This window comes from Roseomonas sp. CAU 1739 (genome assembly GCF_039839775.1).
GTDB lineage: Bacteria > Pseudomonadota > Alphaproteobacteria > Acetobacterales > Acetobacteraceae > Neoroseomonas.
Window position 1 is genome coordinate 20,476 of sequence record NZ_JBDOQQ010000026.1, and the last position, 20,829, is coordinate 41,304.

Here is a 20,829-nt window from a genome sequence, read left to right on the forward strand (position 1 = left end):
GCCCCCTCCGTGATTCAGCGCGCGGCGCGGCGTGCCGCGGTGGCCGCCGGATCCGGCTCTCCGGCGGCGGTGAGGATCACGCCGTAGGCGGCCTCGGCCTGTTCCGGATCGATGAGGCCGTAGCGCACGTCGCGCGCCACCTGCAGCGGATCACGGGTGAACGGGTCGCCGTACCCGCCGCCACCCGGCATCTCAACGATCAGGCGGTCGCCGGCCGGGATCACCTGGAAGCCCTTCACCTTCAGCGCCGTGCCCGAGCCGAGCGACAGCCGCCCCAGCCCGCCCGCCGCGCCGCCGGACCGTCCGCGCGCCGGGTATTCACCGCGTTCGAACCGGGCCTGGATGCCGAAGGCGACCGCGTCGCGGTTCTCGATCTCCATGCGCTGGCCGAGGCCGCCACGCTGCCGGCCCGGTCCACCGGACCCCTGCCGGAACTCCTTCTTCCACACCACCAGCGGCGTGATCGCCTCGGTGATCTCGACCGGCACGTTGCGCACGCCCGACGGAAAGGGCGTGGCCGACAGCCCGTCCTGCCTGGGCCGTGCGCCGGCCCCGCCCGAATGGAAGGTGGTCACGTTGAAGGCGCGCACGGCGGAGCCTTCCGAGCCGGTCAGCCCGTGGCCGGCGAGCAGGGAGAGATTCCACAGGCTGGAGGTGCCTTCGGCCGGCACCGTGTCCGGCATTGCCTGGTCGAGGCAGCCATAGACGACATCCGGCAGCATGTGCCCGATGACCGACCGCGCATAGACCGCGGCCGGGTGCGGCGCATTGACGATGGTGTTCTCCGGCGCGGTGACGATCACTGCATCCAGCGTGCCGGTATTGTTGGGGATCCACGGCGCCAGCGCCGCCTTCACCCCGAACGCGGTATAGGCATCCGTGTAGCAGATCGGGCAGTTGATGGCGTAGCGCGACAGGCCCGAGGTGCCGGTGTAGTCCACCAGCACGCGGTCGCCTGCGATGGTCAACGTCGCGGCAAGCGTCACCGGTGCCTCGAAGCCGTCGATCGTCATGGCGGCCGACCACGATCCTTGCGGCAGTTTCGCGATGATGTCGGCCATGGCGCGGCGGCTGCGGGTGATGATTTCTTCGCCAAGCTTCTCGAGGTCGCGCAGCTTGAACTCGCGCATCATCTCGACGAGCCGGGTGCCGCCCTTTTCGTTGCAGGCGATCAGCGCATAGATGTCGCCGACCACCTGCACCGGTTCGCGCACATTCGCGCGGACCATTCCGAGCAGGTCGTCATTCATCTGCCCTTCCCGCGCCAGGTACATCAGCGGGATGTAGAGCCCTTCATGGTAGATCTGCCGCCCTTCCGCGCTGACTCCGAGGCCGCCGATATCGACCACATGCGTCGTGCTGGCGAACAGCGCGACCGCACGGCCGTCAAGGAAGATGGGCGTGACCACCGTCAGGTCGAACAGATGCCCGGTGCCCTTCCAAGGGTCATTGGTGATCAGGATGTCGCCATCCTTCAACGTCGCGGCCGGGAAGGCGTCGAGGAAATGCACGACCGAGCGCGCCATCGAGTTGATGTGCCCGGGCGTTCCGGTGACGGCCTGCGCCAGCATCCGACCCTTCATGTCGAAGACGCCGGCGGAGATGTCGCCGGCCTCGCGCGCCGCGGTGGAAAAGGCGGTGCGCACCAGCGTCTGCGCTTGTTCCTCGACCACCGAGAGCAGGCGGTTCCAGAGGATCTGGATCTCGATCTCGCCGATCATGTTGCTCATCGGGCGATCCTTTCGATCAGCAGGTGGCCGGCGGCATTGGGGCCGGCGCGGAAGCCATCGGGCACCAGGGTCGAAGTCTCGGCCTCCACGATCACCGCGGGGCCGGCGATGCGCGCACCGGGCAACAAGGTGGCGCGGTCGTAGATCGCGGCCTGTACCGGGCCGCCGGTGCCGGGGTCGATGATGCGGCGGGTGCCGGCAGGTGGTGGCGCTGCCGCGGGTGGTGGATCGGCAATGCGCGCGGGCAGCGGCTTCGCCTCGGCCAGCGAGAGCGTCCAGGTCAGCACCTCGATCTCCAGCTTCGGGATGATGCGGCCGTACAGCGCGTGGTAGGTCGCCTCGAAGGCGGCACGGAAGGCGGTGGTGCCGTCGCCATCCGTGTAGGGTCCGTCCTGCAGCGTGACCGCCACCTCATGTCCCTGGCCGCGATAGCGCATGAAGCCGGTGCGGGTTTCCTGCACGGCGGCGTCCGGTGCGCCGAGGCGGACGACCGCCTCGGCCTCGATGCGCATGGCGTCGTACAGCCCGTTCACCAGCGTGGCGTCGAAGGCGTTGAGGCTGACAAGGCGCGTGCGCACCACCTCATAGCCGATCGGTGCGCCAAGGAAGCCATGCGCGGAACCGACACCAGCACCGACCGGCACCAGCACGCGATCCATCCCGAGCTTCGCCGCCATGCGCGCGGCGTGCAACGGTGCGGCGCCGCCGAAGGCGATCATGGTGCGTCCCGTGGTCTCCTTGCCGTTCTCGACGGCGTGGACGCGGGCGGCATTCGCCATCGTCTCCGTGACGATCTCGGTGATGCCAAGGGCGGCCGTCTCCACCGTCATCGACAGAGGCGTGGCGACGGTCGTCGCGCAGGCGGTGCCGGATGCGGCCGGATTCAGCGTGATCTGACCGCCGGCGAACAGCGCGGGATCGATCCAGGACAGTACCAGGTCGGCATCGGTGACAGTCGGCATGGTGCCGCCGCGGCCATAGCAGGCCGGCCCCGGCATCGACCCCGCGCTGTCCGGCCCGACCGTGATGCGGCCGAGACCGTCGACACGCGCGATGGACCCGCCGCCGGCGCCGATCTCGACCATGTCGATCACCGGGATGCGCACCGGGATGCCGCTGCCTTTGACGAAGCGCGCGGCGCGGGCGATCTCGAAATGCCGCGCCTGCTGGGGCTTCATGTCGTCGATCAGCGTGATCTTCGCCGTGGTGCCGCCCATGTCGAAGGCCAGAGCGCGGTCGATGCCGTTCTCGGCGGCGAGGATCTGCGCGAGGATCGCACCCCCCGCCGGGCCGGATTCCACCAGGCGGATCGGGAATCGTCGCGCGGTCTCGATGGTCGTGATGCCGCCCGAGGACATGATGAGCAGCAGCGGGCAGGTGGCGCCGAGCGCCTTCAGCCCGTCCTCGAGCCGCCGCAGGTAGCTCTCCATCAGCGGCAGCACATAGGCGTTGGCGACGGTGGTCGAGGTGCGCTCGTATTCGCGGATCTCGGGGCAGACCTCCGACGAGATCGCGATCACCTCGGCCGGCAGATACCGCGACAGGATCGCCCGGGCGCGGCGTTCATGTGCGTCGTTCTGGTAGGCATGGAGGAAGCAGATCGCGAGTGCCTCGACGCCTTCAGCCTTCGCCGCAGCGCCGATGCGATCGAGCGATGCCTCATCCATCGGCAGAAGCACCTCGCCATCGGCGGCGACCCGCTCGGGCACTTCGAAGCGCATTGGGCGCGCCACCAGGGGTTCGGGCCGCTCCATGTACAGGTCGTACTGCTCGAACCGGTGCTCATAGGCCATTTCAAGGGAATCGCGAAAACCCTCGGTGGTCACGAGCGCCGTGCGCGCGCCCTTGCGTTCGATCAGCGCATTGGTGGCCAGCGTGGTGCCATGGATCACCAGCGCCAGGTCGGCCGCGGCGATGCCCGCCTGCGCCAGGATGGTGGCGGTGCCTTCCAGCACCGCGCGTTCAGGTGCATCGGTCGTGGTCAGCACCTTCGTGGACAGCGACCTGTCGGGCAAGGCGAGGACGAGGTCGGTGAATGTGCCGCCGATATCGACGGCCAGGCGCGCGGTCTTGGTCATTCTGTCCCTTGCAATGATGCGGCTGGCGCTGCGGGCGAGCGGAGGAAGGCCCCGGCGTCAGTCAACGGCACTTATACTGGCCGCCTGGACGACGGCCCTCCAGGTCTCGAGTTCGGTGCGCACGAAGGCGGCGAATTCGGCGGGCGGCATCGGTGCGGCATCGAAGCCGATGCGACCAAGCATCTCGGCGACCTCCGGACGCGCCAGCACCTTGGCGATCTCGGCGGCGAGGCGTGCGCGGATCGGCTCTGGTGTCCCCGCCGCAGCGATGATGCCGTACCAGTTGGAGATGTCGAAGCCCTGGACCGCCGTGCCGACCGACGGCGTCTGCGGCGAGGTCGCCCAGGATGACGCCGAGCTGACGGCGAGCAGGCGCAATTGCCCCTGCTGCACCATCGGCCAGGCCGAGGCATCGCTGAAGAAGATGTCGACATTGCCGGCGACCAGGTCGGTCAGCGCCGGCCCGGTGCCGCGATAGGGAACATGGACCATCCGTACGCCGAGACGCAGGTTCATCAACTCGCCCGCGAGATGCGTGCCGGTGCCCACGCCGCCCGAGGCAAAGCGGATCGCATCGGGTTCGCGCTTCAGCAGCGCGACGAAGGAGACGAGGTCAGTCGCCGGCAGGGTGTTGCGGGCAACCAGCAACAGCGGGCTGCGCGTGACCATGCTGACATAGCCCAGTGCGAGCGGATCATAGGGTGTCGGCCGCACGACAGGCCCGGCGGTCATGTTGCCGGGGCTCACCATGGACAGCGCATAGCCGTCCGGGGGCGATTTCGCGACGGCGTCCACACCGATCGCGCCGCCGGCGCCGGCGCGGTTCTCCACCACCACCGGCTGCCCAAGCAGCGCCCCGAGCGGATCGGCGACAATGCGCGCCACCGCGTCCACGCCGCCGCCGGGTGCGAAAGGCACGACCAGGCGTATCGGACGTGTCGGATAGGATTGCGCCTGGACGGCCGGGGCAATGCCGAGTGCCAGGCCGGTACCGAGAAGGTGGCGGCGCGTCGCGGAAAGGCTCATCGGTTGGGGTCTCCTGTGCGATGGGCCGTGACGAAGGCTTGTCCCGAAGCGTCGTCCCGGTCGTTGGATGCCAGGCACGCATTGCGCGGGAGCGTAGATCAGCATGGCGAGGCGGGGAATGGGGTCAGGCGCCTGGCGCGATGGAAAATGCGAACGTCTCGCATCGCGACGCCGGCGCGTCTTCGCCCTTTCCTCCATCGCGAAGCGGAGCGACGATGGGGGACAAGCAATAGCCATCGCGAGGTGCCTCATGTCGCTCACCAACCAGCCGGATCCCGAGGAACGCAAGCGCGTCGTCGCGCAGGACCTCGCTCATGTGATGCACCCGATCGTGCAGCACCGCGCGCTGGAAAAGACTCAGATCGTAGTCACCGGTGGGCAGGGTTCGACCATCGTCGACGCTGATGGGACGACGTATCTCGACGCCATGGCCGGGCTGTGGTGCGTCAACATCGGCTATGGGCGAACCGAACTCGCCGAGATCGCTGCCGAGCAGATGCAGCAGATCGCCTACTACCCGCATACGGCGATGAACCTGCCCGCCGCACGGCTCGGCGAGCAGATCGGCGCGCTGATGGGTGGCGACTACCACACCTATTTCGTCAATTCGGGCTCGGAGGCGAACGAGGCGGGCTTCAAGGTCGCGCGGCAATACGCCAAGCACGAGTTTCCCGGCCAGTTCCGCTTCAAGACCATCGCCCGGCACTATGCCTATCACGGCACGACGCTGGCGACGCTCGCGGCCGGCGGCATGGGCGAGCGCAAGATGAAGTTCGAGCCCTATGCGGGCGAGTTCATCCATGTGCCGGCGCCGACCTGTTATCGCTGCCCCCTCGGGCTGGAATATCCGTCCTGCAAGACCGCCTGCGCGACCGCGTTCGAAGCCACGATCCTGGCCGAAGGGCCGCAGACGGTCGCCGAGGTCATCGTCGAGCCGATCATGTCCGCGGTCGGCGTGGCCGTGCCGCCGGATGACTACCTGCCGAAGGTCGAGGCGATCTGCCGCAAATACGACGTGCTGCTGCATGTCGATGAGGTGATCAACGGCTTCGGTCGCACCGGGAAGATGTTCGCCCACCAGCATTACGGCATCAGCCCGGATATCATGGCCGTGGCAAAGGGCATCGTTTCCGCCTATCTGCCGATTGCCGCGACCGTGGTGAAGAACCGCGTCTTCGAGAGCTTCCTCGGCGAGGTCGCGGAAGCGCGCCAGGTGATGCAGGTGAACACCTATGGCGGGCATCCGGTGGCCGCGGCGGTGGCGGTGCGCAACATCGAGATCATGCTTGAGGAGAAGCTGCCCGAGCGCGCCGCGGCGATGGGCGCCTATCTGATGGACGGCTTCAAGGCCACGCTGTTCAAGCACGCCATTACCGGGGACGTCCGCGGCAAGGGCCTGCTGATCGGCGTGGAACTGGTCACCGACCGCGAGAGCAAGGTGCAGTTGGAGGGCGCTCTGGTGCAGGGCGTGGTGGATTTCTGCAAGGCCAATGGCGTGATCGTCGGGCGGTCCGGCGGTGGGTCGCGGCATTCCAACACCATCGTGTTCTCGCCGCCGCTGGTGATCACCAAGTCGGAATGCGACACGCTGATCGAGGTGATGGACAAGGCCCTGGCCGCAACCGTCGCGAAGATGGCCGGCAAGGCCTGAGCCGGACACGCTGCGCCCCGGGGCCTCTGCCCCGCGGGTGATGCGCCGGCCGCCGCCGCGATCACCGCGGCCCCGGCGCGGCGGCGCTTGGCGCGCGTGGCTCCGGGCCGTGGTGCGCCGTGGCAGGTCTGCTTCGCGCGGTCGGGGATGGACCCGGGCCGCCCTGCAGACCCCCGCTCCGCCGACTCCGATGGCGACGATGGTCGAACCGGGGCGGCTTCGTGGCATCCCCCCCTCGCCATGGCGAGGCGTGCGACTAAGATGAAGCGACCGGCCGAACGGCCGATTGCAGGGGGCCACCACGGCATGATTCGCGCCGCCATCATCGGGCTTGGGGCATGGGGTCAGAACCTCGTGCGGAATGTGCCGAAGACCAGTCCGCATCTCCGCTTCACCGCCGCGGCGACACGCACGCCGTCCAAGGCTGCCGGGTTCGCCGCCGAGCACGGCCTGCGCATGCTGGATGACTACGGCGCGGCGCTGGCCGACCCCGACGTCGACGCGGTGGTGCTGGCGACCCCGCACACGCAGCACACCGACCAGATCGTCGCCGCGGCGGCGGCCGGCAAGCATGTCTTCACCGAGAAGCCGCTCGGCGTGAATGCGGCGGCGGCCGCGCGCGCCGCGCAGGCCTGCGCCGATGCCGGGGTGACGCTGTCGGCCGGCTACAACTGGCGCTTCCAGCCCGCCCTGCAGCGCATCCGGACCCTGTTGGCGGACGGCACGCTCGGCCGGCTTCTGCACATGGAAGGGAATTTCTGCGGCCCCAGCGCCTACCGCTTCCCGCAGGGGCATTGGCGGCATGACCGCAACGAAGGCCCGGCCGGCGGCATGACCGGGCGCGGCGTGCATGTGGTGGATGCGATGCTGTCACTGGCCGGACCGATCGCGCAGGTGACGGCGCAGAGCTTCCGCCTGGTGCAGGATTTTGGCATGGACGACACCACGTCGATGCTGTTCCGCTTCAAGGGTGGCGCGACCGGCTACCTCGGCACCGTGATCGCCACGGCGGAGACGTGGCGGCTGCAGGTGTTCGGCTCGGAGGGGTGGGCCGAGGTCGGGGATGTCGAGCATCTGACAACCTGGGACCTGAAGCTGTGCCGCATCGACCGCGCCAATATCGGCGTAAAGCAACGGCCGCAGGTGATCTCCTTCCCCAAGACCAGCACCGAATGCGCGGAACTCGAGCATTTCGCACAGGCCGCCGCGACCGGGCGCCCGCTTGTGCTGCCCGGCGGCGATGCGGTGCACAACGTGCAGGTGTTGGAAGCGATCCTGGAATCGGCGCGCACCGACGCGCCGGTCCGGCTGGGCTGAACGGGAGCGCGTGGCGATGAACGGTGTGACGCGACGACAGGTCATGGCCGGGCTGGCGGGGCTGGCCGGCATCACACCGGCGCTGGCGCAGATGCCGGCGGACTGGCCCTCGCGACCGATCCGCGTCGTGGTGCCATCTTCTCCGGGCGGGCCGCCCGACCTGATCCTGCGCGCCATTCTGCCGAAGATGCAGCCGCTGCTGGGCCAGCCCATCATCGCCGAGAACCGTGCCGGCGGCGGCGGGCTGGTCGGCACGACCTTCGTGGCCCGGCAACCGCCGGATGGCTACACTTGGCTGTTCACCACGGCGTCGCACACCAACATCCCGCCCTTCAACGACAACGTCACCTACGATCCGGTCCGCGACTTCACCCATGTGACGCTCGCGGCGCAGAATTTCGGCCAGGCGCTGATCGTGCATCCTTCCGTCGCGGCCACGACCCTGCCGGAACTGATCGCCCTGGCGAAGCGCGATCCCGGCAGGCTGACCTACGTCAATGCCGGCAACGGCACGGCAAGCCACATTCCCGCCGAGCTCATGAAGACGATGACCGGGACGGACATCCTCTCCGTGCCCTATCGCGGCGTGGCCGAGGGCATGACCGACCTGCTCGCCGGGCGTGTGGACATGTTCTTCGTGGGCACGCAGATCGCGCTCCAGCATGTGCAGTCCGGAGCGGTGCGCGCGCTGGGCATCACCGGCGCGCGGCGCTGGACGGGCATGCCGGAGGTGCCGACGCTGCAGGAACAGGGCCTGGCCGGATTCGATGTGGTGAACTGGTTCGGCCTGTGGTTGCCTGCCGGCGCGCCGGCGCCGATGGTGGGCCGCATCCACGCGGCGGTTGCCACAGCCGTGGCGGATGCTGAGGTGCGGCAGCAATTCGCGTCCCTGGGCCTTGAGGGCGTGGCGATGCCGCCGGATCGCTTCGCGGTCTTCGTTGCCGACCAGGCGCGCATCGCGCAGGAGATCGGCCGGCGCGTGAACGCGCCGCGCTGAGACGCGATGGCACTGTTCTACCGCGCCGCATGGCGCGTATCTGACATGGGGATCGTTGCGGCATGCCTTCTTCGGTGATTGTTCTGGGTGCGGGCATGGTGGGCGTCTCGGTGGCGCTGCATCTGCGCCGGCGCGGCCATGACGTGCTGCTGGTGGATCGGCAGGAGCCCGGGCTCGGTGCCTCCTTCGGCAATGGCGGTCTGATCCAGCGGGAGGCGGTGCACCCGCATCCCTTCCCGCGCGACATGTCCGAGATCCTGCGCATCGCGCGCAACAAGTCGATCGACGCCTACTACCATTGGGGGGCGCTGCCGGGTCTCGCCACGCCGCTTCTGCGCTATTGGTGGAACTCGGAACCGCAGCGCTATGCACGCATCGCCGAGGCCTATGCGAAGCTGATCGAGACCTGCCTCGACGAGCACTACGCGATTGCCCGCGGCACCGACGCCATGCCGCTGCTGCGCCCGATCGGCTGGATCCGCATGTTCTCCGATGAGGTGAGCTTCAATCACGCCTTGGCCCAGGCCGAGGAAGGCAAGCGGCTGCACGGTGTCAGTTTCGCCGCCATGGACGGCCAGGCATTGGCCGCCGCGGAACCCTCGCTGCTGAAGGCACGCCACGGCGCTATCCATTGGACCGACCCGGTGTCGGTCAGCGACCCGCATGGGCTGGTGATGTCCTACGCCGCGCGATTCAAGGAAGCGGGCGGGCGCTTCCTGATCGGCGACGCGACCTCGATTGGTCGCGTCGGCAATGGCTGGCGCGTGCAGACCAGCGACGGGCCGGCCGAGGCCGAGCAGGTCGTCGTCGCCCTCGGCGCCTTTGCGAACAAGGTGACGAAGCCGCTTGGCTATGATCCGCCGACCTTCGGCAAGCGTGGCTACCACAAGCACTTCCGCCTGCAGGGCAATGCCGTGCTCAATCGGCCGGTGCTGGACACCGAAAGCGCGTTCCTGCTGGCGCCGATGCGCGCCGGGGTGCGGCTGACGACCGGTGCGGAGTTCGCCGGCATCGACGAAGCACCGACGCCGGTCCAGCTCGCACGGGCCGAGCCGGTGGCGCGCACGCTGCTGCCGCTGGGCAACGCGGTGGAGCGCGAACCCTGGATGGGCGTCCGCCCGTGCACGCCGGACATGCTGCCGATCATCGGCCAATTGCCCGGCCAGCAGGGCGTCTGGTGCGCGTTCGGCCATGCCCATCAGGGCTTCACGCTGGGGCCAACCACCGGCCGGTTGCTGGCCGAGATGATGGATGGCGAGACGCCGTTCATCGATCCCGCGCCCTATCGCGCCGATCGGTTCTGAGATGCGCATCGCCGTCCTGCAATTCGCACACGAAACCGTCACCTTCCTGCCCTTCGACACGACGGAGGATGATTTCCGCTACCCCGGTTCCCCCGCCGCAGGCGAGGCGCTGCTTGCAACCGACCCCAAGGGATACATGGGCGGCTTCGTGCAAGTGGCGCGCGAGTTCGACGGCGTGGAACTGGTTGGCATCGAGTCACCGCTGTGGCCCAGGACCGGGACGGGTTCGGGCTGGATCACGAACGCGGCCTTCGAAATCTTCGTGAACCGGCAGATCGAGGAACTGATGGCACGGGGGCCGTTCGACGGCGCCTACCTCGCGCTGCATGGCGCCATGGGCGTGCGTGGCGTCCCGCGGCCGGAAGCCGAGATCGCCAAGCGCGTGCGCGCCGTGCTGGGGCCGCAGGCACGCATCGCCGCGACCTTCGATCCGCACGGCAATGAAGACGCCGAGTTCCTCGCCCATGCCGACATGGCCTTCTGCGTGAAGTACTTCCCGCACTACGACATGCATCTGCAGGGGCAGCGCGCGGCGCGCATGCTGGTGCGCTCGATTCGCGGCGACTTCCGCGCCACAACCACAACACTGAAGCTGCCGATCCTGACGCCAACCGTGCTGCAATGGACTGGCGCGCCGCCGTGGTCGGACCTGGTGCAGCGCGCCTTGACCTGGGAAGCGCGCGAGCCGGATGTCTTCGTCAACGTCTTCTTCGGCTTTCCATGGAGCGACGTGCCCGATGGCGGCATGACCTTCCAGGTGCTGACCAACGGCAAGCCGGACCTCGCGCAACGCATTGCGCGCGACATGGCCGGCTGGGCGTGGCGGCGACGCGATGCACTGGCCACCAGCGCGACCGTGCATCGCATCGCCGATGGCGTGGCCCTGGCAAGGCAGGCGGTGGCGGAAGGCCGTGTGCCGGTGGTGCTGGCCGATCACAGCGACCGATCCGGCTACGCCACTTGGCTGTTGCGGGAGATTGTCGCCCAGGGCCTGTCCCGCACGCTGGTCGCGACGATCGCGGCACCCGAGGCGATCGCGGCGCTGGCCGGCGCGAAGCCGGGCGATCCGGTGGAGGTGGAGATTGGCGGTCGCGTCGATCCTTCCGCCGGCAAGCCGGTGCGCATCACCGGCACGGTGCTGGTGGTCGCCGATGCCACGACGGCACGGGCAACCGGCAAGGGGCAATCCTGGATCGCCGTCCGCTTCGGCGAGGGCAATGTCGTCGTGCTCAGCCCCTTCCTGGTGCAGATCATGCTGCCGGAGGAATTGTGGGGCCTCGGCCTGTCATCGGCCGACTACGACGTCATCGCGATCAAGTCGCGCGTGCATTTCCGCCGCGGCTTCGACGACAGCGGCTTTGCTCCGACCATCCTGCTGGTCGAGCCTGACGAGCCATACCTCGGCACCGTGCGGCTCGACGCCTTGCCGTATGAGCATATGCGGATCGCCGACTACTACCCCTATGGCGGGCCGGCCGACCGGCTGGCGGATTAGTGCAGATCCCGATCAGCTGGAATCACCTGATCGGGTGAAGATGCTCGAAAAACAGAAGGCCGGAGCCGCTGCCGTGAGCCAAGGCGAACGGGAGCGGATCTAGACGCTGGCGGCTTCGGCAAGCTGCCAGTCGCGGAACAGCCGCAGCGCCGGCAGATCGGCCGAGGCCTCCGGATAGGCCAGCACATACCCCTCCCCGGCATCGAGCGACCGCTCGAAGGGCACCACCAGCCGGCCGCTCGCCAATTCCTCCGCCACCATGAAACGCGGCATCAACCCGACGCCCATGCCCTGCGCCGCGGCCTCCGCCACCATCGCATGATGATGGAAACGAGGGCCGCGGAAGCCATCCACATCGGTCGCGCCCATCATCGCCAGCCAGTCCGACCAGGCGCGTGGCCGCGTCGAATGCTGCAGCAGGGTTTGCCGCGCCAGGCCAGCCACCGTCGCCATTCCCCCGCCATCCATCAGCGACGGCGCGCAGACCGGCACGCGCAGATCAGCCACCAGCCGATGGCTGGCGATGCCCGGCCGGGCGCCGGCATCCAGCATGATCGCCGCGTCCACATCCTCCGCTGCGAAGTCGAGCGGTGTCGGCCGCGTCGTGTAGTTGCGGAAACTCACCACGATGCGGCGATGCGCCGCGAGGAAGCGCGGCAGGCGCGGCATCAGCCAGCGCGTGCCGAAGGTCGGCTGCACCGCGAGCGTCAGCGTGCCGCCCGCCCCCTGATGCGCCAGCACTTCCAGCGTAGCGCTTTCGATCCGTGCCAGCGCCGCGCGAACCTGCGGTGCATAGGATGCGGCCGCGCCGGTCAGCACCAGGCGCTGCCGCACCCGCAGGAACAGGCGCACGCCCAACAGCGCCTCCAGCCCCGCCAATTGCCGGCTGACCGCGCTCTGCGTCAGGTGCAGTTCCTCCGCGGCGCGGGACACCGACAGGTGGCGGGCGCAGGCCTCGAAGGCCTGCAGGGCGGCCGTGGGTGGCGTGTGGCGGCGCATGGTCCGATCCCAGGTTCATGCCAATTCGTCATGAAGGCATGACGGAGTATCGGTTGCCAGCCCCGGCAATCCGCCGAACACTCCCGACAGCATGGAGCGGGATCGAACCTGCCGATGCGGCGGACGCATGAACGGCACCGCCTGATCACCGCCGGGACCAACCTGGCGGCACGGGGACGCTGGGCCGGACGGTAAAGCAAGGAGGCCTCATGACCGACACGTTCCGTCCCCTGCCACGCCGCACCCTGCTCGGTGCCGCCACAGCGCTTGCCGCAGCACCTTTCGCCCCCGCACGCGCCGCCTGGACGCCCCCGCAGCCGATCCGTCTGTTCATCGGCTACCCGCCCGGCGGGGCGGTGGACATCCTGTTCCGCGTGGTGGCCGAGGGCATGCAGCGCGTGCGCGCTGTCGCGACGGTGCCGGAGGTGCGCAGCGGCGCCTATGGCTTCATCGCCGCCCAGGCAGCGGCGCGCGCCGCGCCGGATGGGACCACCCTGGCCAGCGCCATCATGGGCATGATGAGCGTCGCCCCCGCCATCCCGGGTATCCCCATTCCCCTCGATCTCGATCGTGAACTGACCCCGGTCGTGAACCTCGCCGGCACGCCGATGGCGCTGGTGGTGCGGCCCGATGCGCCGTTCAACGACATTGACGGTCTGATTGCCTATGCGCGGCAGAAGAATGGCACGGCGACCTTCGCATCATCGGGCAACGGGTCGATCAACCAGCTTGGCGCGCTGCTGTTCGCCAATGCGGTCGGCGTGACGCTGAACCACATCTCCTATCGCGGCGGCGCGCCGGCGCTGCTCGATGTCTCGGCCGGGCGCGTGGACATGATGGTGGCCAATGTCGCCGAGGTCGCCGGCAGCATCCGCGGCGGCCAATTGAAGGGCCTTGGCGTCACCGCGGCAGAACCGACGCCGCTGATGCCGGAACTCGCGCCACTGGCCGGTCGCTTCCCGACGCTCGAGATCAACAACTGGTTCGGCCTGGTGGGACCGGCCGGCTTGTCGGCCGAGATCGTCGCCGGCCTGGTCGACATCTTCCAGGCCACGCTGCGCGATCCGCAGACCACGCGCACGCTGATGGAGCGCGGCCTGATCCCGATCGGCGAGGCCGGGCCCGCCTTCGCCGAGCGCATCCTCCGCGACCGCGCCCGTTGGCGCCAGGTGGTTGAGACCAACAACATCCGCGGCGACTGATCCCCTTCCCGCGCTTCATCGTTTCATCATCGCGTCCAAGGAACACCATGGCTGCGTCGCTTTCGCTCGGCATCGACATTGGCGGTACCTTCACCGACCTCGTCATCCTGGATCCCCAGGACGGACGGGCGGTGATCTGGAAGGAGAGCACGACACCCGACGATCCCTCCCGCGGGGCAATCACCGGGCTGAACCGGCTGCTAGAAAAGGGCGGCATCGCGCCGTCCTCCATCGGCCGCGTCGTGCATGCCACCACGCTGTTCACCAATGCGCTGATCGAACGCAAGGGTGCGGCCACCGGCCTGCTGACCACCGATGGCTTCACAGACGTGCTGGAGATCGGGCGGGAGCGGAAATACGAGCTGTACGACCTGTTCCTGGAGATGCCGGCGCCGTTGGTGCCGCGGCCCTGGCGGCGGCCGGCGCTGGAACGGCTCGGCCCGGATGGCAGCATCGAGCGTCCCCTCGATGTAGACGCCGCGCTGCGTGAGGTCGAAGCCCTGGTCGCGGCGGGCGTGACCAGCCTCGCCATCTGCTTCCTTCACGCCTACGCCAACCCGGTGCATGAACGGATGGCGGCGGAAGCGATCGCGCGACGGTTCCCGACCTTGTCGCTGTCGCTGTCCTCGGAACTCGCGCCGGAGATCCGCGAGTATCCGCGCATGGTGACGACGGCAGCGAACGCCTATGTGCGGCCGATCGCCGAGACCTATCTCGACACGCTGGAAGCCGCGCTGAAGGGCGCCGGCATTCCTGGTGGTCTGTTCCTGATGCTGTCCAACGGTGGGTTGACGCATGTGGCGGAAGCCAAGCGCGCACCGGTGCAGTTGCTGGAAAGCGGCCCGGCCGCGGGCGCGCTGGCAGGCGCCTGGTTCGGGCGGCATGCGGGGCTCGATCGCGTGCTGGCCTTCGACATGGGTGGCACCACGGCGAAGCTTGCCCTGGTCGATGACGGCGATCCGCTGGTCGCCTGGGGCTTCGAGGCGGCGCGCACCAAGCGCTTCCTGCGCGGGTCCGGCCTGCCGGTGCAGATCGCGACGGTGGAACTGATCGAGATCGGCGCCGGTGGCGGTTCCATCGCGCGGCGCAGCGAACTCGGCACGTTGCATGTCGGGCCGGAAAGCGCCGGGGCGCAGCCCGGGCCGGTCTGCTACGGCCGCGGCGGGGTGAACCCGACGGTGACCGACAGCGACCTCGCGCTCGGCTATCTGAATGCGGATTTCTTCCTCGGCGGCGCGATGACGATTGATGCCGGGGCAGCGGGCGCCGCACTCGGTGACCTGACTGCCACTCTTGGCCTGGACGCGACGCGCGGCGCATTCGGCATCCATGACGTGGTGAACGAGAACATGGCCGGCGCCGCGCGCGTGGCGATCGCCGAGCGAGGCCGCGTGCCGCAGGACTACGCCTTGCTCGCCACGGGCGGCGCGGCGCCGGTCCATGCCTGGCATGTCGGGCGCAAGCTCGGCGTGACGCGCGTGGTCTGCCCGCCGGGGGCCGGCGCGGGCAGCACCATCGGCATGCTGATGGCGCCCGCGCGGATCGACCGTGTGGCCTCGTTCAACCAACGGCTGGGCGAGGCTGATTGGCGCGAGGCGGCACGCATATTCGCCACGCTGGAGAAGGATGCGCTCGCCATCGTGGCCGAGACCGGCGCTGATCTCAGCCGCCGCGACGTCCACCGCCTCGCCGACATGCGCTATGTCGGCCAGGGATCGGAGATCACCGTCGCGCTGCCCGAACCGTTGACGGCGGAAGACGTGCTCGCGGCCTTCGAGGCCGCCTACCGCACCCTGTTCGGCCGCACGCCGCCGGGTGCCAATGCGCAGTTCGTCGCGCTGCGTCTCGCGGTCTCTGCACCCATGCCCGGCGCCGGCGGGATGCTGCGGCTCGATGGCCTCGGCGGCGGCGAGGTTGCGCTGAAGGGCCATCGCGGCGTGCATTTCCCTGATGCCGGCGGCGCCATCCCCACGCCGGTCTATGACCGCTACGCTCTGCCCATCGGTAGCACCCTCGAAGGCCCGGCGGTGTTCGAGGAAAACGAGAGCACCTTCATCGTCGGCCCTGGCGCACGCATCGTCGTGCTGCCCGACGGGTCCATCCTGGCGGAGCGCATCGCATGACCACCGCACGCAATTTCGACGCGGTCGAACTCGAACTGCTCTGGCGCCGGCTGATCTCGCTGGTCGATGAGGCTGCGGCGGCGCTGGTGCGCACCTCCTTCTCCACCCTGGTGCGCGAATCCTACGACTTCTCCTGCGTCGTCACCGATGCCGCCGGCCAGTCCCTAGTGCAGGCGACGGAGAGCATCCCGTCCTTCATCGGCACGCTGCCGGAGACGGTGAAGCACTTCATCCGCTTCTTCCCAATCGATTCGCTGGCCCCGGGCGACGTTCTGATCACCAATGACCTGTGGCTCGGCACCGGCCATCTGCCCGACATCACCGTCGCCAAGCCGATCTTCCGCGATGGCCGGGTCGTCGCCTTCAGCGCCAGTACGGCGCACGCCCCCGACATCGGCGGCAAGATCCGCAGCCCGGAGCCGCGCGAGGTGTTCGAGGAAGGCCTGCAGATCCCGCCGTTGAAATTGATGCGGGCGGGTGTCACCGACGACACGCTGGTCGCCATGATCCGGCAGAATGTGCGCACACCGGAACAGACAATGGGCGATCTCTGGGCGCAGGTCGTGGCGCTCGACCTGATGGAGGAACGCTTGCATGTCCTGATGGAACAGGCGGCGCTGGCGGACCTCACGGATCTCGCTGCCGAGATCCATCGCCGCTGCGAGAATGCGATGCGCAGCGCCATCGCCGCGCTGCCGGACGGCACCTATCGCAGCAAGCTCAAGACCGACGGCCTGCTGGACACGCCGATCACCATCAAGCTGGCGCTGACCATCAAGGGTGACACCATCACCGCCGATTTCACCGGAACCGATGCGCAAGTGGATCGGGCGATCAACTGCGCGCTCTGCTACACCTATGCGATGGTAATGTACGGGGTGAAGGTCTGCACCAGCCCCACCCTGCCGAACAACGAAGGCGCCTGGCGGCCGATTTCCATCGTCGCCCCGCCCGGCTGCATCGTGAACCCGCAATTTCCCGCACCGGGCGGGTCGCGCATGTTGATCGGGCACTATCTGCCGATGCTGGTCTTCGGCTGCCTCGGCCAGATCGTGCCGGAACGCGTCATGGCCGCCTGCGGATCGCCGATGTGGGGGATGAACCAGTCCGGCCTCAATGCGGCCGGCAAGCCCTACGCCAACATGTTCTTCTTCAATGGTGGCATGGGCGGCAATGTGCAGGGGGATGGCATCTCCTGCCTGTCCTGGCCGTCCAACGTGTCCTCGACCGCCGTGGAGATCAGCGAGCACATCGCCCCGCTGCACATCCATCACAAGCGTTTGCGCCCCGACAGCGGCGGACCAGGACGGCATCGCGGAGGGCTCGGCCAGGAGATCCTGCTGGAGAGCCGGTCACCCACGCCGATCGCCGTGTCCTTCCTCGCCGAACGCACCATCTTCCCCGCCTTCGGTATCGAGGGCGGACAGGACGGCGCGCCCGGCGTCCTGAAGATCAACGGCGAGAAGGTCGATCCGAAGCGGCAATACGTGCTGAAGGCGGGGGATACGGTGTCTTTGGCCACGCCAGGCGGCGGCGGGCATGGCGATCCCGCTCAGCGCGCGACGACGGCACTGGCCGCAGACCTTGCGCATGGGTTGGTCACGCAACGGGCCGGCTGACGCAGATGCGGCGGCAGGACCATGCCCTGCCGCCGCACAGCCTCATGGCTCATGCAGGCTCGGCGTGCACGGCATGGGTTGCGACCTCTGCCGCCGGCCGCCGCCGCGCCATGGCGCGCGCGACGACGTAGAAGACCGGCGTGAAGATCAACCCGAACACCGTCACGCCCAGCATGCCGTAGAACACCGCCGTGCCGAGGCTCTGGCGCATCTCCGCCCCCGCCCCGGTCGCGATGGTCAGTGGCAGCACGCCCAGGATGAAGGCGAGGCTGGTCATCAGGATCGGCCGCAGGCGGGTGCGCGCGGCCGCGACCGCCGCATCCCAGCGCGTCGCCCCTTCCTCCTCCGCCGCACGGGCGAATTCGACGATCAGGATCGCGTTCTTCGCCGCGAGGCCCACCAGCACGACCAGTCCGACCTGCACCAGCACGTTGTTGTCGAGCCCGGCATGACGCACGCCCAGCAGCGCCGCCAGCACCGACATCGGCGCGATCAGGACGATGGCGAGCGGCAGCAGCCAGCTTTCATACATCGCCGCCAGCACCAGGAAGACGAAGACCACCGCGAGCCCGAAGGCGATCGGCGCGGTGTTGCCGACCAGCTTCTCCTGCAAGGCGATCTCGGTCCATTCATAGCCGAAGCCCTCGGGCAGGTTCTCGGCCAGCACGCGTTCCATGATGGCGATGGCCTGGCCGGTGGACACGCCGGGCAACGCGGCGCCCTGCAACTCGACCGCCGGGAACAGGTTGTAGCGCGGCATGCGGTACGGCCCCGAGGTCTCGTGGAAGGTCGCGATGCTGCCGAGCGGGACCATGGCCCCCGCATCGGAACGCGTGCGCAGCCGGGCGATGTCCTCGACCCCCGTGCGGTATGGCGCATCCGCCTGCGCCGTGACGCGCCAGGTGCGGCCCAGCAGGTTGAAGTCGTTCACGAAGGCCGAGCCGAGATAGACGCCCATCGCCTCATGCACGCGGCTGACCGGTACGCCGAGCATCTCGGCGCGCGCGCGGTCGATCTCGGTGCGGATCTGCGGCGTGGCCGTGTTGAACAGGCTGAAGGCGAAGGCGATGCCGGGCGTCTGGTTGGCCGCGACCATGACGGACTGCATGGCGCGTTCCATCTCCCGCGGGCCGCGCCCTGCGCGGTCCTGGATCATCAGCTTGAAACCGCCCCCGGTACCGATGCCCGGGACGGATGGCGGCGCCAGTACGAAGACCATCGCGTCCGGGTCAGTCATCAGCCGCCCCTGCAGGTCGCCGAGGATGCCCGCCAGGGTCAGCCCATGCGCAGCGCGATCCTCGAAGGGCTTCAACGTCGCGAAGACCACGCCGGCATTGGGTGCGTTGGTGAAGGTCGCGCCGTCGAAGCCGACGAAGGCGACCGCGCTCTCCACCCCCGGCGTCGCCAGGATGGCATCCGAGGCGCGGCGGATCACAGCATCTGTGCGGCTGAGATTTGCCCCCGGCGGCAACTGAAACGCCGCGATGACATAGCCGCGATCGAGCGGCGGGATCAGCCCCGTCGGCGTCGAGGTCACGGTCCAGCCCGTCGCCGCGAGCAGCCCGCCATAGATCAGCATCAGCAGCACGGGGATGCGGATCAGCCGCCGCGTCAACGCGCCGTAGCCGATGGACAGCCGGTCGAACAACCAGTTGAAGCCGCGCGCGAAGGCGCCGAAGGGGCGCAGCAGCAGTGGGCGCTTTCCCTCATGATGCCCATGTGGCTTCAGCAGCAGTGCCGCCAGCGCCGGTGACAGCGTCAGCGACACCAGCGCCGAGAGCAGCGTCGCCACCGAGATCGTCACCGCGAATTGCTGGTAGAAGGCGCCGGAGATGCCCGGGATGAAGGCGGTCGGCACGAAGACCGCGACCAGCACCAAGGCGATGGCGATCAGCGCGAAGCCGACCTCGTCCATGGTCTTGCGTGCGGCTTCCAACGGTGAGAGCCCGTCGGCCATATGCCGTTCCGCGTTTTCCACGACCACGATGGCGTCATCGACCACGATGCCGATTGCCAGGATCAGGCCGAACATGGTCAGCGTGTTCAGCGTGAAGCCCAGCGCCAACAGGATCGCGAAGGTGCCGATGATCGACACCGGGATGGCCGCCAGCGGGATCACCGCCGCGCGCCAGTTCTGCAGGAACAGGATGACGACCAATACGACCAGCAGGATCGCCTCGATGAAGGTGTGCAGCACCGCTTCCATGCTCTGGGCGATGAAGCGCGTCGGGTCATAGACGATGCTGTAGCCGATGCCGGGCGGGAAGCTGCGCGCGGCTTCCGCCATGGTCGCGCGCACCGCCGCCGCGGTTTCCAGCGCGTTGCTGCCCGGGCGCTGGAACACGCCGATCGCGGTGGCGAGCTGGTTGTTCAGCAGCGCATTCACCGAATAGTCAGCGGCGCCGATCTCGATCCGCGCCACGTCGCGCAACCGCAACAGGGCGCCGTGATCACCGGTGCCGATGACCTGCTCGCCGAATTGCTCAGGCGAGGCAAGCCGGCCCTGCGTCAGCACGGAGAATTCAAAGGCGCCGGCATTCGCCGCACGTGGCGCCTGGCCGAGCGCACCGGCCGCGACCTGCACATTTGCGCGGCGCAGTGCGTCCACCACCTCGCCGGCCGTCAACCCACGCGCGGCGATGCGGTCGGGGTCGAGCCAGACGCGCATCGCATAGTCGCGCGCGCCGAAGACCTGCGCATCGCCCACGCCGTCGATGCGCGCGATCCGGTCCTTGATGTTCAACGTCGCGTAGTTGGAGATGTATTCATGGTCGCGGCTGCCATCCGGGGAGGTGACATGCACCACCATCAGGAAGTCCGGGCTCGCCTTGCGCACGGTGATGCCGAGGCGGCGGACTTCTTCCGGCAGCCGCGGCTCGGCCACCGCGACGCGATTCTGCACCAGCACCTGCGCCTGGTCGGCGTCGATGCCCTGGCGGAACACCACCGTCACCGTCAGGCGCCCGTCGCCGGTGGATTGGGAGGAGACGTAGAGCATGCCTTCCACGCCGTTCACCTCCTGCTCGATCGGGCCGGCGACGGTCTCGGCGATGGTCTCGGACGAGGCGCCGGGATACATCGCGGTGATGGTCACGCTGGGTGGTGCGATCTGCGGATATTCCGAGATCGGCAGCCGGAAGGCGGCGATGGCGCCGACCAGCGTGATGGCGATGGAGATGACCGCGGCGAAGACCGGGCGGTCGATGAAGAAGCGGGCGAGACGCATCGGGGCATGCCTTCGGCGTGGCCGCGAGCGCTGCGCGCAGCCTGGGTGCGGGAAGTAGCGGT

The 20,829-nt window shown here is 68.7% G+C and carries 13 protein-coding genes; 8 read left to right on the plus strand and 5 right to left on the minus strand.

Annotation, left to right across the window (positions count from 1 at the left end):
* Positions 1-14: 14 nt before the first annotated feature.
* From AAFN86_RS27110 to AAFN86_RS27120, 3 genes are read right to left on the minus strand one after another with little or no spacing between them, the layout of a single operon-like run.
* Complete coding sequence (locus AAFN86_RS27110) at positions 15-1,730, minus strand: hydantoinase B/oxoprolinase family protein (RefSeq protein ID WP_347546744.1); 1,716 nt, start codon at positions 1,728-1,730, stop codon at positions 15-17.
* Positions 1,727-3,808, minus strand: coding sequence for a hydantoinase/oxoprolinase family protein (locus AAFN86_RS27115; protein ID WP_347546745.1), 2,082 nt, complete (start codon positions 3,806-3,808; stop codon positions 1,727-1,729). Before AAFN86_RS27115 ends, AAFN86_RS27110 begins: the two co-directional genes overlap by 4 nt.
* Positions 3,809-3,865: 57 nt before the next feature.
* On the minus strand, positions 3,866-4,834 hold the full coding sequence (locus tag AAFN86_RS27120; protein WP_347546746.1) for a tripartite tricarboxylate transporter substrate-binding protein: 969 nt from the start codon (positions 4,832-4,834) through the stop codon (positions 3,866-3,868).
* A 250-nt stretch (positions 4,835-5,084) separates the two neighbouring features.
* On the opposite strand from AAFN86_RS27120, the gene AAFN86_RS27125 reads away from it, so the two are divergent.
* The 5 genes from AAFN86_RS27125 (at position 5,085) to AAFN86_RS27145 (ending at position 11,598) form a co-directional block, all read left to right on the plus strand.
* On the plus strand, positions 5,085-6,485 hold the full coding sequence (locus tag AAFN86_RS27125) for an aminotransferase (RefSeq protein ID WP_347546747.1): 1,401 nt from the start codon (positions 5,085-5,087) through the stop codon (positions 6,483-6,485).
* 306 nt (positions 6,486-6,791) lie between these two features.
* Complete coding sequence (locus AAFN86_RS27130) at positions 6,792-7,802, plus strand: Gfo/Idh/MocA family oxidoreductase (protein WP_347546748.1); 1,011 nt, start codon at positions 6,792-6,794, stop codon at positions 7,800-7,802.
* 16 nt (positions 7,803-7,818) lie between these two features.
* Entirely contained in the window at positions 7,819-8,799 is a 981-nt protein-coding gene (locus tag AAFN86_RS27135) for a tripartite tricarboxylate transporter substrate-binding protein (protein ID WP_347546749.1), read from the plus strand.
* A 62-nt stretch (positions 8,800-8,861) separates the two neighbouring features.
* Positions 8,862-10,103 carry an FAD-binding oxidoreductase gene (locus AAFN86_RS27140; RefSeq protein ID WP_347546750.1) on the plus strand — a complete coding sequence of 414 codons (1,242 nt, stop codon included), beginning with the start codon at positions 8,862-8,864 and terminating at the stop codon, positions 10,101-10,103.
* 1 nt (position 10,104) lies between these two features.
* Complete coding sequence (locus tag AAFN86_RS27145; RefSeq protein WP_347546751.1) at positions 10,105-11,598, plus strand: M81 family metallopeptidase; 1,494 nt, start codon at positions 10,105-10,107, stop codon at positions 11,596-11,598.
* Between the two features lie 99 nt (positions 11,599-11,697).
* Here the strand turns inward: AAFN86_RS27145 and AAFN86_RS27150 are convergent, their stop codons facing one another.
* Positions 11,698-12,597 carry a LysR substrate-binding domain-containing protein gene (locus AAFN86_RS27150; protein WP_347546752.1) on the minus strand — a complete coding sequence of 300 codons (900 nt, stop codon included), beginning with the start codon at positions 12,595-12,597 and terminating at the stop codon, positions 11,698-11,700.
* 209 nt (positions 12,598-12,806) lie between these two features.
* On the opposite strand from AAFN86_RS27150, the gene AAFN86_RS27155 reads away from it, so the two are divergent.
* From AAFN86_RS27155 to AAFN86_RS27165, 3 genes are read left to right on the plus strand one after another with little or no spacing between them, the layout of a single operon-like run.
* The gene (locus AAFN86_RS27155; RefSeq protein WP_347546753.1) at positions 12,807-13,799 is read left to right on the plus strand and encodes a tripartite tricarboxylate transporter substrate binding protein; all 993 of its coding nucleotides are present in this window, start codon (positions 12,807-12,809) and stop codon (positions 13,797-13,799) included.
* Between the two features lie 47 nt (positions 13,800-13,846).
* On the plus strand, positions 13,847-15,922 hold the full coding sequence (locus tag AAFN86_RS27160) for a hydantoinase/oxoprolinase family protein (protein WP_347546754.1): 2,076 nt from the start codon (positions 13,847-13,849) through the stop codon (positions 15,920-15,922).
* A complete protein-coding gene (locus tag AAFN86_RS27165; protein WP_347546755.1) occupies positions 15,919-17,541 on the plus strand; it encodes a hydantoinase B/oxoprolinase family protein in 1,623 nt (540 codons plus the stop codon). Before AAFN86_RS27160 ends, AAFN86_RS27165 begins: the two co-directional genes overlap by 4 nt.
* A gap of 49 nt (positions 17,542-17,590) precedes the next feature.
* On the opposite strand, the gene AAFN86_RS27170 is transcribed toward AAFN86_RS27165, so the two are convergent.
* Positions 17,591-20,767: a multidrug efflux RND transporter permease subunit gene (locus AAFN86_RS27170; protein WP_347546756.1), complete on the minus strand. Its 3,177-nt coding sequence runs from the start codon at positions 20,765-20,767 to the stop codon at positions 17,591-17,593.
* Positions 20,768-20,829: the final 62 nt, after the last annotated feature.

Coding starts and splice junctions, on each gene's coding strand:
- AAFN86_RS27140 (WP_347546750.1), top strand. CDS start 8,862: ATGCCTTCTTCGGTGATTGTTCTGGGTGCGGGCATGGTGGGCGTCTCG.
- AAFN86_RS27130 (WP_347546748.1), top strand. CDS start 6,792: ATGATTCGCGCCGCCATCATCGGGCTTGGGGCATGGGGTCAGAACCTC.
- AAFN86_RS27170 (WP_347546756.1), bottom strand. CDS start 20,767: ATGCGTCTCGCCCGCTTCTTCATCGACCGCCCGGTCTTCGCCGCGGTC.
- AAFN86_RS27115 (WP_347546745.1), bottom strand. CDS start 3,808: ATGACCAAGACCGCGCGCCTGGCCGTCGATATCGGCGGCACATTCACC.
- AAFN86_RS27160 (WP_347546754.1), top strand. CDS start 13,847: ATGGCTGCGTCGCTTTCGCTCGGCATCGACATTGGCGGTACCTTCACC.
- AAFN86_RS27120 (WP_347546746.1), bottom strand. CDS start 4,834: ATGAGCCTTTCCGCGACGCGCCGCCACCTTCTCGGTACCGGCCTGGCA.
- AAFN86_RS27150 (WP_347546752.1), bottom strand. CDS start 12,597: ATGCGCCGCCACACGCCACCCACGGCCGCCCTGCAGGCCTTCGAGGCC.
- AAFN86_RS27155 (WP_347546753.1), top strand. CDS start 12,807: ATGACCGACACGTTCCGTCCCCTGCCACGCCGCACCCTGCTCGGTGCC.
- AAFN86_RS27125 (WP_347546747.1), top strand. CDS start 5,085: ATGTCGCTCACCAACCAGCCGGATCCCGAGGAACGCAAGCGCGTCGTC.
- AAFN86_RS27110 (WP_347546744.1), bottom strand. CDS start 1,730: ATGAGCAACATGATCGGCGAGATCGAGATCCAGATCCTCTGGAACCGC.
- AAFN86_RS27165 (WP_347546755.1), top strand. CDS start 15,919: ATGACCACCGCACGCAATTTCGACGCGGTCGAACTCGAACTGCTCTGG.
- AAFN86_RS27145 (WP_347546751.1), top strand. CDS start 10,105: ATGCGCATCGCCGTCCTGCAATTCGCACACGAAACCGTCACCTTCCTG.
- AAFN86_RS27135 (WP_347546749.1), top strand. CDS start 7,819: ATGAACGGTGTGACGCGACGACAGGTCATGGCCGGGCTGGCGGGGCTG.